We start from the raw sequence: 14,244 nt of genomic DNA, 5'->3' as shown, positions 1-14,244 counted from the left end.
CCAGGTCGAGCATCCGGCGGGTGCGGGCCACCGCGGCGGGCAGGTCGCGCGTGTCCTGCAGCCGCAGCCGCACCGTGAACGCGCCGTCGTGCGGCGGGCGGACGGCGACGATCCCCCAGCCGTGCGGCAGCCGGACGGTCGAGCGGTAGGCGCCGTCGCGCCACTCCTCGACCCCGGGGACCGCGGTGGCGACCAGGTGCCCCAGCAGGTTCGAGACCTCCAAGGGCTGCCGGTAGGTCAGCCGCAGCTCGATCACCCCGGGCGGTCCGGGTGCCCGCCGCGCCGCCGCGCGCAGCTCGCTCGGCGTGCTCGCGTAGACCGTGCGCAGGGCATCGTTGAAGGCGCGGATCGAGCCGTAGCCCGCGGCGAAGGCGATCTGCGCCATCGGCAGGTCGGTGGACTCGACGAGCGTGCGGGCGTTCTGGGCGCGGCGGGCCAGCGCGAGCGCGAGCGGTCCGGCGCCCAGCTCGGCCTGCACGAGCCGTTCGAGCTGGCGTTGCGAGTAGCCGACCGCGCCGGCCAGCCCGGGCACGCCGTCCCGGTCGACGAGCCCGTCGGCGATGAGCCGCATGGCCCGGGCCACGGTGTCGCGGCGCACGTCCCACTCGGGGGATCCGGGGCTCGCGTCGGGCCGGCACCGTTTGCAGGCCCGGTATCCGGCGGCCTGCGCAGCGGCGGCCGTCGGGTAGAACCGCATGTGGGCGTCGGCAGGGGTGCGTGCGGGGCAGGACGGGCGGCAGTAGATGCCGGTCGAGGTCACCGCATGGATGAACCGGCCGTCGAAGCGCGCGTCGCGGCTGCGCACCGCGGCCCGGCAGGCTGTCTCGTCCACGGGTCGATCCTCACCCGTGCGAGGCGCTGGGGCTAGCGAGAATCCGACACGACAGCAGGGGTGCGTCCGCCCGTGCCGGACGCCCCGGGGGCCTCGGACGCCCCGGAGGGTTCGGGCTCCGCGGGTCGTGCGGTCCGCGACCGCCGCAGGGCCGCCCGGATCATCGCGCGCTCGATCGAGGGGTGCAGCAGCCGCACCGGGGCGAAGTAGACCCGGCCCCGCCACCCGTGCAGCCGCACCACCGTGGTGACCCGCAGCAGCCGGGAGGTCGGGTCCACCCCGACGGCGCAGCGGAAGTCCAGGTGCGCCTCGTGGGCCACCATGAGCGCCTCCTGCCCGACCACCTCGCGCACGGCGAACGTGTCCGGCGGGCTCGGCCGCAGCCCCAGCAGCGGGACGACCGCCTGCCGCAGCCGCATGAGCGCCTCGACGGCGGCGGGCTGCGGGCCGCCGAAGATGGCGCGCGCCCACCACGCCGGGTCGTTCGACGCCCCGGGCGGCAGCGGGACGGCCATCACCTCGACGAAGTCGGGGCGGGGCATCTCCAGCAGCGCGAGCGAGCTGAAGGTCGGGGTGATCGGGGCGCTCATCAGGTCCTCTCGACGTCGAGACGTCCAGGGTCCCGCGCCGGCGATGAGAACCCGCTGAGAGCCCGCCGCGAGCCCGCCGCGAGCCCGCCGCGTTTAGGCCCCGAGCGTGGTCCCCGCCGCGACGGTGCGCGGGCCGCCCTCGTCGGGCAGGGTCACGTCACCCGTGACGACGACACCGGACCCGAAGGTCCAGTCGCCGGCCACCGTGAGCGAACCGGCACCGCGCAACGACGGCGCCCCCGCCGGGAACCGCGCGTCGAACCTGCTCACGGTCTTGTAGTGCGCCGGTGCCAGGTCGACGAGCGGCGCCTGCTCGCCCACGAGCCGCAACGTGCCGTCGTCGGCCAGGTCGTAGGCGTCCGAGCGCAGCAGCAGCAGGTCGTTCGTGGTCTTCACCGGCAGGAACCGGCCACGCTCGACGACGATCGCGGTCGCCCCTTCGAACACCTCGATCGCGGCACCCATGGCCGTCTCGACCTGGACCACCTGCGGTGAGGAGGAGTCGGTGGGGTCGACCGTCTTGAGGTTCTTGATGAGCGGCAGGCCGAGCACCGCACCGCGCTCGACCAGGGCGGCCTTGAGCCGGCGCAGGTCCCACCACAGGTTGTTGGTGTGGAAGTACGGGTGGTGGTCGGTGTCGGTGAAGTAGTGCATCTCGTCCGGCGCCGTCTGGGCGGTGTCACGCAGGATGAGCCGGCCGTCGGCCTTGCGGACGGCCAGGTGCCCGCCCTTGCGGTCGGCGGCGGTGCGGCGGCACAGCTCGGCCGCGTACGGCGCACCGGAGGCGGCGAACCAGCCGGCGATCCGCGGGTCCGGCGCCGCGCCGAGGTTGTCGGAGTTCGACACGCTGGCGTAGCGGAACCCGGCGTCGAGCAGCCGGTCGAGCAGCCCGGAGCCGAGCAGCGCGGTGTAGATGTCGCCGTGGCCGGGCGGGCACCACTCGAGCGACGGGTCCGCGGGCCAGCTCACCGGGGTGAGGTCGTCGGCGCGCAGCTTGGGCTCGGAGTTCTGCAGGAAGTCCAGCGGCAGGCCGTCCACCGCGAGCTGCGGGTAGCCGGCGAGCGCGGCGAGGGAGTCGTCGCGGGTGCGGAAGGAGTTCATGAGCACGAGCGGCAGCCGGGCGCCGTACCGCTCCCGGGCGGTGAGCACCTGGCCGACGATGAGGTCGAGGAAGGTCCGCCCGTCGCGCACCGGCAGCAGCGACTTGGCCTTGTCCATCCCCATCGAGGTGCCCAGGCCGCCGTTGAGCTTGAGGACGACGGTGGCGCCGAGGGCCTCGCGTGCGGCCTCGTCGCTCACCTCGACCGCGTCCAGCCGCGGCGGGTCGAGCAGCGGGGTGATCGAGTCCTCGAGGATGAGGCCGGTGGCACCGCCCTCGAGTGCGCGGTAGTAGTGCGAGAACACGTCGATCGCGGTCGGGTCGACAGCCGCGGCGCGCATCTTGTCCTGGGCCAGACGCAGTCCTTCGTCGCTCATGGGACGAGCCTAGGGGCGATCCCTGGGACGTCCGAAGCCGCGGGCCGCCTCAGCGCGGGGGTGCGGTGCTGGCGCGCAGCACGAGGGCCGTGGGCAGCCGCACGTGGCTCGGCTCGGGTGCCACCCCGCTGAGCAGCGCGATGAGCATCCGGACGGCGGTGGCACCCATCTCCTGGATGGGCTGGCGCACGGTGCTCAGCGGTGGGGTGGTCTGGGCGGCCTCGGGGATGTCGTCGAAACCGATCACCGACAGGTCGCCGGGCACGTCCAGACCGAGCTGGGCGGCCGCGTCCATCACGCCGATGGCGGACAGGTCGTTGCCGGCGAACACGGCGGTCGGGCGGTCGGGCCGGGACAGCAGGTCGAGCGCCGGCCGGTAGGCGGTCTCGCGCAGGTAGTCACCCGACCGGACCAGGGCGTCCTCGACGGGCAGCCCGGCCTCGACGAGCGCCTGGCGGTACCCGGCCTCGCGCAGCCGGGACGACTCCAGGTCCGGCCGGCCGGCGAGGAAGGCGATCCGGCGGTGGCCGAGCTCGATGAGGTGCCGGGTGGCCAGCAGCCCGCCGGCGAGGTTGTCCGACTCGATGCTGGGCAGGTCGCCCGGGCCGGCGTGCGGGTCGATGGCCACGAGCGGCACCTGGGCCCCGATGTCGACGACCGTCGGGGTGACGAGGATGGCGCCGTCGATGAGCGTCCCGGACAGCCGGGACAGGTAGCGCCGCTCCCAGCCGGTGCCGCCGCTGTGCTTGGCGCCGGTGTAGGCGAGCAGCTCGTAGTCGGAGTCCTCCAGCCCGGCGCCGGCGCCCTTGAGGATCTCGGCGCTGAACGGTTCGAACTCGGCGACCAGGATCCCTAGGACGTGGGTCCGGGTGGACCGCAGGCTGCGGGCGACCAGGCTTGACTCGAAACCGAGCTTGTCGACGACCCCGAGCACATGGGCGGAGGTGGCGGTGGAGACGCCGTAGCGGCCGTTGATCACCTTGGAGACGGTCGCCACGGAGACACCGGCCGCCTGGGCGACATCGGTGATCGTCACGCGGCGGGCCATGCGCTCACATTACAGTTTGGAAAACGGTATCGATAACGTTTGACAGTCCTGTGTCGCCGCTGCAAGAGTCCCGTTCTGTTCCCAGTCGACGACGACGAGGAGTTCGACGATGACGCCAGACGGCGCCGCACCCGGTGAGAGCCAGCGGGTGGGGCGTCCAGCCGGGGCCCTCCGGGGCCGCAGGTGGAGGGGACCGACCTGACCCGGCACCACAGGCCGCGCGAGACAGGCGCGTGCCGATCGCAGCCGCCCGTACCCCACCCGGGGCCCGGACGACCTGCACTCTGATTCGCTCAACGAAGAGGACAGATCACATGAAGATCGCAAAGGCCGTGGCGGTGTCGACCGCCCTCCTCCTGGGAGCCGCGGGACTCACCGCATGTGGTGGTGGCAGCGACAGCTCTGGCGGCGCCAGCAGCGGTGGCCCCGTCACGATGACGCTGTGGCACAACTCGACGACCGGTGACGGCAAGCAGTTCTGGGTCGACACCGCCGCCTCGTTCCAGAAGCTGCACCCCGAGATCACCATCAACATCCAGGCGATCCAGAACGAGGACCTGGACGGCAAGCTCCAGACCGCGCTCAACTCCGGTGACGCGCCGGACATCTTCCTGCAGCGCGGCGGCGGCAAGATGGCCGCGATGGTCGAGGCCGGTCAGCTCATGGACATCACCGACTCGGTGACCGACGCCACCAAGGCGCTCATCCCCGAGGGCTCGTTCAAGGCCGAGGAGCAGGACGGCAAGATCTACGCGATGCCGAACGCCGCCCTCCCCGGTGGCTTCTGGTACTCCAAGGACCTGTTCGCCAAGGCGGGCATCACCACGCTCCCCACGACGATGAGCGACCTGGACGCCGCGGTCACCAAGCTCAAGGCGGCCGGGATCGCGCCGATCGCCCTCGGTGCCAAGGACGCCTGGCCGGCCGCGCACTGGTACTACTTCTTCGCCCTGCGCGAGTGCAGCGCGGACACGCTGGCCAAGGCCGCTTCCACGCAGAAGTTCGACGACCCGTGCTGGACCAAGGCCGGTGAGGACCTCGCGACCTTCGCCGGGACCACGCCGTTCAACGACGGCTTCCTCACCACCTCCGCGCAGCAGGGCGCCGGTTCCTCGGCCGGTCTGCTCGCCAACCACCAGGCCTCCATGGAGCTCATGGGTGCCTGGGACCCGGGCGTGATCGCGTCCCTGACGCCGGACGCCAAGCCGCTGGCCGACCTCGACTGGTTCCCCTTCCCCGCCGTGAGCGGTGGCGCGGGTGACCCGGCCGCGATGATGGCCGGTGTCGACGGCTACTCCTGCTCGGCCAAGGCGCCCAAGGCGGCCTGCACCGAGTTCCTCAACTACCTCGCGACCACCGAGATCCAGACCAACTACTACAAGGCGTACAAGGCCCCGGTCGTCAACACCGAGGCGCAGAAGGCCGTCACCGAGCCCTACCTGCAGGCCGTCCTCAAGGCCTACAACAACGCGCCGTACGTCTCGCAGTGGCTCGACACGGTCTACGGGCAGAACGTCGGCAACGCGCTCAACCTGGCCGTCGTCGACCTGCTCGCCGGCAAGGGCGACGCCGCCGGCATCGTCAAGGCAGCCAACGCCGCCGCGGCCAAGGGGTAACGAGCACCCATGAGCGACACCGCACACGGGCACCCGTCCGGGAGCTCGTCTGCGCGTCTCATGCCGACCGGGGGCAGCGCGACCGCTGCACTGCCCCCGGTCGGGTCGCCCCGCAGCCGTGGCATCGGCTGGCGGGCGCGGCTCGAGATCGCAGCCCTCTCCGGACCCGCCATCCTCGTCTTCGTCGCCTTCGTCATCTTCCCGGTGGTGATGGCGGGCTACTACGGCTTCTTCCGTTGGAAGGGCTACGGCCGGCCGACGGACTTCGTCGGGCTGCGCAACTACGTGACGATCCTGCAGGACCCGAGCTTCCACGAGGCGCTCGCGCACAACGGGATCATCCTGGTGCTGTCCCTGGTGATGCAGGGACCGGTCGCCATCGCCCTGGCCCTGCTGCTCAACCGCAAGATGCGCGGCCAGTCGCTCATCCGGGTGCTCATCTTCGTGCCGTACGTGATCTCCGAGGTCATCGTCGGCACCGGGTGGAGCCTCATGCTCGCCAGCAACGGTGCGGTCAACGCGCTGCTGCGCAGCTGGGGGCTCGGCGGGCTCACCCAGGACTGGTTGTCCGACCCGTCCATCGCGATGTGGTCGCTCATGATCATCATCACCTGGAAGTACGTCGGGTTCGCCGTGATCCTGTTCCTCGCCGGGCTGCAGGGCATCCCCGAGGAGCTGTCCGAGGCCGCCGCCATCGACGGTGCGTCCTACTGGCAGGTCCAGCGGCGGATCACGCTGCCGCTGCTCGGCCCGACGGTCCGCATCTGGGCGTTCCTGTCGATCATCGGCTCGCTGCAGCTGTTCGACCTCGTCTACATCATCTGGGGCCAGTACGTGTCCTCGACCGCGGGCACCTCGACGATGGCCACCTACATGGTCACGAACGGCCGCAACGCGGGGAACTACGGCTACGGCAACGCGGTCGCAGTCGTCCTGTTCCTCATCTCGCTCGTCATCGCGCTGGTCTACCAGCGCTTCGTCCTGCGCCGTGACACCGACGGTGCGCTGACCGGGAGTGCCAAATGAGCGCCACGACAACGGGCACCAAGGCCCGTGCCCGCGTGCAGCGGGCCTCCGGTGGGCGCACCTGGGGCAGCCCCGTCGTCTACTTCCTGGCCCTCGTGCTGGTCGCGGTCATGCTCGCGCCGGTCGTCTACATCATCCTGGGCGGCTTCCGGACGAACTCGCAGATCACGACGGACCCGTCCGGTCTGCCGAACCCGTGGAACCTGGGCAACTACGCCGACGTGCTCTCGGGCTCGACCTTCTGGCAGGAGGTGGGCAACTCCGCGTTCGCGGCGCTGGTCACGACGGCCGGTGTGGTGGCGCTCGGGCTGGGTGCCAGCTACGTGCTGGCCCGGTACCGGTTCCGTGGCCGTGGCGCGATGTACTCGCTGTTCGCCGCGGGGCTGATGTTCCCGATGACGGTCGCGATCACACCGCTCTACCTCATGGTCAAGTCGCTCGGGCTGATGAACAGCCTGGCCGGCGTGATCCTGCCGCAGATCGCGTTCGCGCTGCCGACCACGGTCATCATCCTCGTGCCGTTCCTGCGGGCCATCCCCGACGAGATCGAGGAGGCGGCGGCCATCGACGGCTGCAGCCGGCTCGGCTTCTTCTGGCGGATGGTGCTGCCGCTGTCGGTCCCGGGTGTCATCACCGTCGGCATCCTCGCGTTCATCGCGAGCTGGAACAGCTACCTGCTGCCGCTGTTCATCCTCAACAACGAGGGCTCGTTCACCCTGCCGCTCGGCGTGCAGGCGTTCGCGTCGCAGTACTCGGTCGACACCGCCAAGGTGCTCGCCTTCACCTCGCTGTCCATGATCCCCGCCCTCGTGTTCTTCAGCCTGTTCGAGCGACGCATCGTCGGCGGGCTGACCGGAGCCGTCAAGGGCTGATCCCGGGCCGCCCCGGGCGCCGCGCCCCACCGGCGCGGCGCCCGACCGCCTCGTGCTGTCCCGTTCGAAGGAGACAGGTCTGTGACCGCCGCCGTACCAGCCATGCCCCAGGTGTCCGCACGAGTGCGTGCGCTGCACGCCCAGATGACCCTGGAGGAGAAGCTCGCCCAGCTTGTCGGGTTCTGGGTGGACCAGGGCGGGGAGGTCGTCGCGCCCATGCAGGGCGAGATGGCCACCTCGGGCCGCTACGAGGAGGCCACCGAGCACGGGATCGGCCACCTCACCCGGGTGTACGGCACCCGGCCGGTGGACCCGGTCGAACGTGCCGCATGGCTGTGGGACGCCCAGCGCCGGCTGCGCACGCAGACCCGGCTCGGCATCCCGGCGCTCGTGCACGAGGAGTGCCTCACCGGTCTGGCGGCCTGGCAGGCCGCGACCTTCCCGACCCCGCTGGCCTGGGGGGCGGCGTTCGACCCGGAGCTGGTCGAGCAGATGGGTGGGCTCATCGGCGACTCGATGCGCCAGCTCGGGGTGCACCAGGGCCTCGCACCGGTGCTCGACGTGATCCGCGACCCGCGCTGGGGCCGGGTCGACGAGTGCATCGGCGAGGACCCCTACCTGGTCGGCACGGTGGGCACCGCGTACGTGCGCGGGCTGCAGGGCGCCGGGGTGCACGCGACTCTCAAGCACTTCGTCGGCTACTCCGGCTCGCACGCCGGGCGCAACCACGCCCCCGTGAGCGCCGGCCCGCGCGAGCTGTCCGACGTGCTGCTGCCGCCGTTCGAGATGGCGGTGCTCGACGGTGGAGTGCGCTCGGTGATGAACGCCTACGTCGAGATCGACGGGGTGCCGATGGCCTCCGACCCGACCTACCTCACGCAGCTGCTGCGCGAGCGCTGGGGCTTCGACGGCGTCGTCGTCGCGGACTACTTCGCGGTCGCGTTCCTGCACGTCATGCACGCGGTGGCGGCCGACAAGGGGGAGGCGGCGGCGCTCGCGCTCATCGCCGGGATCGACATCGAGCTGCCCACGGGGGACACCTACCTCGAGCCGCTCGCGGCCGCGGTGCGCTCCGGCCGGCTCGACGAGGTCTACGTCGACCGGGCCGTGCTGCGCGCGCTCGCGCAGAAGGAGGAGCTCGGGCTGCTCGACGCGACCTTCGAGGAGGACCCGCCCACCGCGATCGACCTCGACTCACCGGCGCACCGCGCCGCGGCCCGCGCCCTCGCGCAGGAGTCGGTGGTGCTGCTCACCAACGACGGTGTGCTGCCGCTGGTGCAGGCCGACGGCACCGCACCGGGCCGGATCGCCGTGCTCGGACCGAACGCGGACCGGGCCGAGGCGCTCATGGGCTGCTACTCGTTCGTCAACCACGTGCTGGTGCACCACCCGGACGTGCCGATGGGCTTCGAGATCCCGACGGTGCTGGCGGCGCTGCGCGCCGAGCTGCCAGGTGCCCGGGTGGACCACCTCGCCGGGTGCGACGTCGAGGGGGACGACCGCAGCGGGTTCGAGGCCGCCGTCGCGCTCGCGGCGCAGGCCGATGTGGCCGTCGTCGTCGTGGGCGACCAGGCCGGTCTGTTCGGCCGCGGCACCGTGGGCGAGGGCAACGACACGCAGACCCTCACGCTGCCGGGCGTGCAGCGCGAGCTGGTCGAGGCGGTCGTGGCGACCGGCACCCCGGTGGTCATGGTGATGACCACCGGCCGGCCGTACGCCGTGGACTGGGCCGTCGAGGGGCCGTCCGCACCTGCGGCTGTGCTCCAGGCGTTCTTCCCCGGTGAGGAGGGCGGCACGGCGCTGGCCGGGCTGCTGTCCGGCCGGGTCGCACCGTCCGGTCGGCTCCCGGTGAGCATGCCGCGGGCTGCCGGTGCGCAGCCGTACTCCTACCTGCACCCCATCCTGGGGGGCCCCTCGGAGGTCACCGCGACGGACAGCACGCCGGTGCTGCCGTTCGGGCACGGCCTGTCGTACACGACGTTCGAGCACACCGACCTCGTCGTCGAGCCGCAGGTCGCGGCCGACGGCGCCTTCTCCGTGCAGGTGAGTGTCCGCAACACCGGCGAGCGGGACGCGGCCGACGTCGTCCAGCTCTACGGCCGGGACGTCTACGCGAGCGTGACCCGTCCGGTCGCCCAGCTGCTGGCCTACCGCCGCGTCCAGCTGGCGGCCGGTGAGCAGGTCGTCGTGCGGTTCGAGGTGCCGACCACCCGGCTGGCGCTCACGGACCGGGACCTGGTGCGCATCGTCGAACCGGGTCGGTTCGACCTGTGGGTCGGCCCGTCCTGCGACGCCCAGGAGGCCACCGCCTCGACCACGGTGGTCGGGCCGGCGCACCCGGTGCGCATCACCGACGCTCGCCTGGCCACCAGCCAGGTGCTGCGCACCCAGGTCGCCGACCGCGCGTGACCGTCCCGTCCGCCCCCACCCCGTCGTCGAAGGAGCACCCGGTGTCGCCGGTCCAGGCCACTGTCATCGTCAACGCCGACATCCCCGGTCCGGTCATCAGCCGCCACCTGTACGGGCACTTCGCCGAGCACCTCGGCCGGTGCATCTACGGCGGGTTCTGGGTGGGGGAGGACTCCGACGTCCCGCACATCGGCGGCATCCGGCGCGACGTCGTCGAGGCGCTGCGCGAGCTGGCGGTGCCGAACCTGCGCTGGCCCGGCGGCTGCTTCGCCGACGAGTACCACTGGCGTGACGGCGTCGGCCCGCGCGAGCAGCGGCCCTCGATGGTCAACACCAACTGGGGCAACGTCGAGGAGAACAACCACTTCGGCTCGCACGAGTTCATGGAGCTGTGCGACCTGCTGGGCGCCGAGCCGTACGTCAACGGCAACGTGGGCACCGGCACCGTGCGCGAGATGAGCGAGTGGGTCGAGTACCTCACCCGCGAGGGCAGCTCGCCGATGGTCGAGCTGCGCCGGGCGAACGGCCGCGAGCAGCCGTGGCGGGTGCCGTTCTGGGGGCTGGGCAACGAGCCGTGGGGCGGCGGCGGGCGGATGCGCGCGCAGACCTACGCCGACCTGGCCCGGCAGTACGCGCTGTACTGCAAGGACCACAACGGCAACGTGCTCTACCGGATCGCGGCCGGCGCCTCCGAGGACGACGTGGCGTGGACCGAGGCGCTCATGCGCGCGGTCGACGAGCTGGGCCGCGGCCCGTTCCCGGCGCTGCCGTTCGAGGCCATCTCGGTGCACTACTACACGATCGGCGGCACCTGGACGGACAAGGGCAGCGCCACCGTGTTCGACGACGAGGGCTACTGGCGCACCATCGCCGCGGCCCAGCACATCGAGCCGCTGCTGCGCCAGCACGTCGCCGTCATGGACCGCTACGACCCGCAGCGGCGCGTCGGGCTGGTGCTCGACGAGTGGGGCACCTGGTGGGACGTGGAGCCGGGCACCAACCCGGGCTTCCTGTACCAGCAGAACACGATGCGCGACGCCCTCGTGGCGTCCTTGCACCTGGACGTGTTCCACCGCCTGGCCGAGCGGCTCACCATGGCGAACATCGCCCAGACGGTCAACGTGCTGCAGGCGATGCTGCTCACCGACCCGGAGACCGGGGCCCTGGTGCGCACCCCGACGTTCCACGTGTTCGAGATGAGCAAGGTGCACCAGGACGCCGTGCGGGTGCCGCTGCACGTGCGCGCCCCGCAGGCCGTGCACGACGGGCCGTCGGGCGAGCTGCCCACCGTCTCGGCGTCGGCCAGCGTCGCCGGCGGCAGCTGCCACGTCTCGCTCACCAACACCGACCTCGAGCGGTCCGTCGAGGTGGAGCTGGAGCTGCGCGGTGCGGCCCCGACCCGGTTGAGCGGGCGTGTGCTGGCCCCCGGGTCGGTGCGGGCGTTCAACAGCGCCGAGCACCCGGAGCAGGTCGCGCCGGCGCCGCTGGAGGTCGTGGCCACGGCCACGGGCTGCCGGTTCACGTTGCCGCCGCACTCGTACGCGGTGGTCGAGGCGTCCTGATGGCGCCCGTCCAGGTCCCGTCCGAGCCGGTCGGGCCGCTGTCGACGGCCTGGCGGACGTGCGTCGGCACCGGGCGGCTCAACCTGGCGCTGCGCGCGGACTACCAGCGCTCGCTGGCCCGGGTGCAGCGTGAGATCGGCTTCACGCACCTGCGCGGGCACGGGCTGCTGAGCGACGACATGGGGGTGCTGCGCACCGACGAGGTGGCCGGCCGGACGCACCGGCGGTACTCCTTCGGCTACGTCGACCAGGTGCACGACAGCCTGCTGGAGCTGGGCATCCGGCCGTTCCTCGAGCTCGGGTTCATGCCGTCCCAGCTCGCGTCGGGCAGCCAGACGGTGTTCTGGTGGAAGGCCAACGTGACCCCGCCGGCGGACCTCACCGCCTGGACGGACCTGGTGCAGGCGCTGCTGCGGCACGAGATCGACCGGTACGGGATCGACGAGGTGCGCCGCTGGCCGATCGAGGTGTGGAACGAGCCCAACCTCGACATCTTCTGGGAGCACGCCGACCAGCAGGCGTACTTCCGGCTGTACGAGGCGACCGCGCGGGCCGTCAAGGACGTGGACGCGTCGTTGCAGGTGGGCGGCCCGGCGATCTCCCCCGGCGCCGACGAGTGGTGGGCGCCCTACCTGGACTACGTGACGAGCCGGGACGTGCCGGTCGACTTCGTGAGCCGGCACGCCTACTCCTCGCACGAGCCGCAGCCCTACCCGTTCGGCACCTACCAGCGGCTGCGCCCGCCGGCCGATCTGCTCGACCAGTTCGCCGCCCCGCGCCGGCACCTGGCCGGGACGGCGCTCGCCGGGCTGCCGGTGCACATCACCGAGTTCAACACCTCGTACCGGCCGGACAACCCGATCCACGACACGGCCTACCACGCGGCCTACCTGGCACCGGTGGTCGCCGCCGGGGGCGACCTGGTGGACTCGTTCTCCTACTGGACGTTCTGCGACGTCTTCGAGGAGACGAACATCCCGACGTCGCTGTTCCACGGCGGGTTCGGCCTGCTCACGCACGGCCAGATCGCCAAGCCGACCTACCACCTGTACGCGTTCATGGCCCGGATGGGGGCGCAGGTGCTGGCGCGCGGCGCGGACCACCTGGTCTGCGTCGACCCGTCGGGCCGGGTGAGCGTGCTGGCCTGGCAGCCCGTGGGCGGCTCGGACGGTGCACCCGCGCCGGAGCGGCACGACGTGACGCTGTCGGTGCCGCTGCAGGTGGGCGGCGCCCCGGTGCCGGACGGCTCGGGTGTGGCTGTGCTGCGCGAGCGGGTCACCGAGGACGACGGGAACGCGTTCGCCGTGTGGCGCGAGCTGGGCCGGCCGATGTCGCCCGACGCCCGTCAGCTCGACGTGCTGCGGCGCTACGAGGCGCCGTCGGTCGAGCACACCCGGCTGCGGGCGGCCGGTGGCCGGGTGGAGCTGCGGCTGCCGCTGGCCCGGCACGAGGTCACCTTCGTCGAGCTGTGGCCCGTCGTCGAGACGGTGCACGACGGGCTCGACGACCGCCGGCTGCTCGGCGGCGACGACGACCGGTTGGTCGCCGCGCACGAGCGGTAGGGCGCAGGGCGACTCAGGCCGACGTGCGGGGCCGGCGACGCTGCCGGCCCCGCACCGGGTTCAGCCGAGCAGCCCGCCGAGCAGCCCGCCGCCCGAGCTGCTGCCGGACGACTGCGTCCCGCCGCTCACCACCGACTCGCTCGGCTGGATGAGCACGTAGCCCTGCCCGCCGAACGCCATCTGGAACGTCTCGCCCGAGCCGCCGCGCAGCATCGAGCCGAGCCCGCCGGTGTCCACCCGCAGGTCCATGGAGACGCCGGCGGTCCAGAGCACGACGGCCTGCGGGTCGCCGAAGGTCGGCGCCGAGGCGACGTCGAGCGCGACAGGCTCGCCGTCGGTGACCACGGCGACGTAGCCGGTGCCGCGCAGCGAGACGTTGTACATCCCGCCGGTCATCATCCCGCCGCGTGCCTGCAGGCGGTGGATGTCCCACTCGATGGAGGACGAGAACGCCAGCACGCTCGCGCCGTTGACCGAGATCATGTCGTTCTCGAGGTAGATCACCTGCACGTCGTGCGCGAGCTCGCCGAGGAACAGCTCGCCCTGCCCGGTGGCGAGCATGAGGTCGACGCCCTCACCGGTGACGGCCTGCTTGAGCATCTTGTTGAGGCCGGACCCCTTCTTCTCGAAGCGGACGTCGCCCTGGTAGCCGACCATCGAGCCGGCGCGGCACCAGACCGGGCCGTAGCCCATCTGGACCTTGAGCATCTTCTTGCCCTGGAGGGAGAACTGGTCGGCCGACGCGTTCTCCTTGAAGTCAGTGAACAGTGCACCGTGCAGCGTCATCGCAGGTCCTCGGGTCCGGCGCGGCCGCACCGTCGGGCCGCTGTCGCGCCGACCCTAACGCCCTGCGCGGGCTGTGCGTAGGCTGAACAAGGGCATCCCCACGAACCTGGACGACGCGGTACCAGCGGTGAGAGGACGGACGGCGATGGGTTTCCTCGACAAGGCGAAGGCGGCGGCCACGGACCTGGCTGCCAAGGCGGACACGGCGCTGGCCGGCGCCGGGCTGGGCGGTGGTTCGGGTGCCTACCACGATCCGGACAGCTACCTGCGTGACCTGGGCGTGCTGGCGTACCTGCACGCGACGGGGCGCCCGGCCGACGAGGCCGAGCGGGTGCGGGTGCTCACCGCGCTGCAGCAGATGGAGACCGGGGGTCAGCTGCACTCGCTCGCGCTGCGCACCGCGGCCGGGCCGGTCCCCGGGCAGCCCGGCGGGATGGGGTACGCCCCGCCGGCACCGGGTGCGGG

Annotated in this window: 12 protein-coding genes; 7 read left to right on the top strand and 5 right to left on the bottom strand. The window is 72.2% G+C overall.

Features of this window, described 5'->3' with window-relative positions:
- The 4 genes from F2B26_RS09630 to F2B26_RS09615 all read right to left on the bottom strand — a co-directional run.
- Positions 1-832 (bottom strand): bifunctional transcriptional activator/DNA repair enzyme AdaA (locus tag F2B26_RS09630; protein WP_235929587.1); only part of this gene is annotated, 832 nt, incomplete at its 3' end.
- 32 nt (positions 833-864) lie between these two features.
- Positions 865-1,422 carry a DUF2867 domain-containing protein gene (locus F2B26_RS09625; protein WP_159808765.1) on the bottom strand — a complete coding sequence of 186 codons (558 nt, stop codon included), beginning with the start codon at positions 1,420-1,422 and terminating at the stop codon, positions 865-867.
- A 93-nt stretch (positions 1,423-1,515) separates the two neighbouring features.
- Positions 1,516-2,898 (bottom strand): UTP--glucose-1-phosphate uridylyltransferase, encoded by a 1,383-nt coding sequence (locus F2B26_RS09620; protein WP_159808763.1) that lies wholly within the window; start codon positions 2,896-2,898, stop codon positions 1,516-1,518.
- 49 nt (positions 2,899-2,947) lie between these two features.
- On the bottom strand, positions 2,948-3,946 hold the full coding sequence (locus tag F2B26_RS09615; RefSeq protein WP_159808761.1) for a LacI family DNA-binding transcriptional regulator: 999 nt from the start codon (positions 3,944-3,946) through the stop codon (positions 2,948-2,950).
- A gap of 314 nt (positions 3,947-4,260) precedes the next feature.
- Here F2B26_RS09615 and F2B26_RS09610 point away from each other — a divergent pair, with 314 nt between their 5' ends.
- The 6 genes from F2B26_RS09610 (at position 4,261) to F2B26_RS09585 (ending at position 12,993) form a co-directional block, all read left to right on the top strand.
- Complete coding sequence (locus F2B26_RS09610; RefSeq protein ID WP_159808759.1) at positions 4,261-5,562, top strand: ABC transporter substrate-binding protein; 1,302 nt, start codon at positions 4,261-4,263, stop codon at positions 5,560-5,562.
- Positions 5,563-5,622: 60 nt separating this feature from the next.
- On the top strand, positions 5,623-6,588 hold the full coding sequence (locus F2B26_RS09605; protein WP_235929588.1) for a carbohydrate ABC transporter permease: 966 nt from the start codon (positions 5,623-5,625) through the stop codon (positions 6,586-6,588).
- On the top strand, positions 6,585-7,460 hold the full coding sequence (locus F2B26_RS09600; protein ID WP_159808755.1) for a carbohydrate ABC transporter permease: 876 nt from the start codon (positions 6,585-6,587) through the stop codon (positions 7,458-7,460). Before F2B26_RS09605 ends, F2B26_RS09600 begins: the two co-directional genes overlap by 4 nt.
- A gap of 102 nt (positions 7,461-7,562) precedes the next feature.
- On the top strand, positions 7,563-9,869 hold the full coding sequence (locus F2B26_RS09595; protein WP_159808769.1) for a beta-xylosidase/alpha-l-arabinosidase: 2,307 nt from the start codon (positions 7,563-7,565) through the stop codon (positions 9,867-9,869).
- Positions 9,866-11,431 carry an alpha-N-arabinofuranosidase gene (locus tag F2B26_RS09590; protein ID WP_438939187.1) on the top strand — a complete coding sequence of 522 codons (1,566 nt, stop codon included), beginning with the start codon at positions 9,866-9,868 and terminating at the stop codon, positions 11,429-11,431. The genes F2B26_RS09595 and F2B26_RS09590 overlap by 4 nt, the downstream gene beginning before the upstream one ends.
- On the top strand, positions 11,431-12,993 hold the full coding sequence (locus F2B26_RS09585; protein WP_159808753.1) for a GH39 family glycosyl hydrolase: 1,563 nt from the start codon (positions 11,431-11,433) through the stop codon (positions 12,991-12,993). The genes F2B26_RS09590 and F2B26_RS09585 overlap by 1 nt, the downstream gene beginning before the upstream one ends.
- Before the next feature lie 60 nt (positions 12,994-13,053).
- On the opposite strand, the gene F2B26_RS09580 is transcribed toward F2B26_RS09585, so the two are convergent.
- Positions 13,054-13,779 carry an AIM24 family protein gene (locus tag F2B26_RS09580; RefSeq protein ID WP_159808751.1) on the bottom strand — a complete coding sequence of 242 codons (726 nt, stop codon included), beginning with the start codon at positions 13,777-13,779 and terminating at the stop codon, positions 13,054-13,056.
- Positions 13,780-13,924: 145 nt separating this feature from the next.
- Here F2B26_RS09580 and F2B26_RS09575 point away from each other — a divergent pair.
- Positions 13,925-14,244 (top strand): hypothetical protein (locus tag F2B26_RS09575; RefSeq protein ID WP_159808749.1); only part of this gene is annotated, 320 nt, incomplete at its 3' end.

Source organism: Cellulomonas citrea, from assembly GCF_009829685.1.
GTDB classification, from domain to species: Bacteria; Actinomycetota; Actinomycetes; order Actinomycetales; family Cellulomonadaceae; genus Cellulomonas; species Cellulomonas citrea.
Note: the sequence above shows the minus strand (reverse complement) of the source record. Positions and strands in the feature narration are given on the sequence as shown.

Excerpts from the sequence above, each read along its gene's own strand:
- F2B26_RS09600 (WP_159808755.1), top strand. The coding sequence starts at position 6,585 with ATGAGCGCCACGACAACGGGCACCAAGGCCCGTGCCCGCGTGCAGCGG.
- F2B26_RS09605 (WP_235929588.1), top strand. The coding sequence starts at position 5,623 with ATGCCGACCGGGGGCAGCGCGACCGCTGCACTGCCCCCGGTCGGGTCG.
- F2B26_RS09580 (WP_159808751.1), bottom strand. The coding sequence starts at position 13,779 with ATGACGCTGCACGGTGCACTGTTCACTGACTTCAAGGAGAACGCGTCG.
- F2B26_RS09625 (WP_159808765.1), bottom strand. The coding sequence starts at position 1,422 with ATGAGCGCCCCGATCACCCCGACCTTCAGCTCGCTCGCGCTGCTGGAG.
- F2B26_RS09620 (WP_159808763.1), bottom strand. The coding sequence starts at position 2,898 with ATGAGCGACGAAGGACTGCGTCTGGCCCAGGACAAGATGCGCGCCGCG.
- F2B26_RS09585 (WP_159808753.1), top strand. The coding sequence starts at position 11,431 with ATGGCGCCCGTCCAGGTCCCGTCCGAGCCGGTCGGGCCGCTGTCGACG.
- F2B26_RS09615 (WP_159808761.1), bottom strand. The coding sequence starts at position 3,946 with ATGGCCCGCCGCGTGACGATCACCGATGTCGCCCAGGCGGCCGGTGTC.
- F2B26_RS09595 (WP_159808769.1), top strand. The coding sequence starts at position 7,563 with ATGCCCCAGGTGTCCGCACGAGTGCGTGCGCTGCACGCCCAGATGACC.
- F2B26_RS09610 (WP_159808759.1), top strand. The coding sequence starts at position 4,261 with ATGAAGATCGCAAAGGCCGTGGCGGTGTCGACCGCCCTCCTCCTGGGA.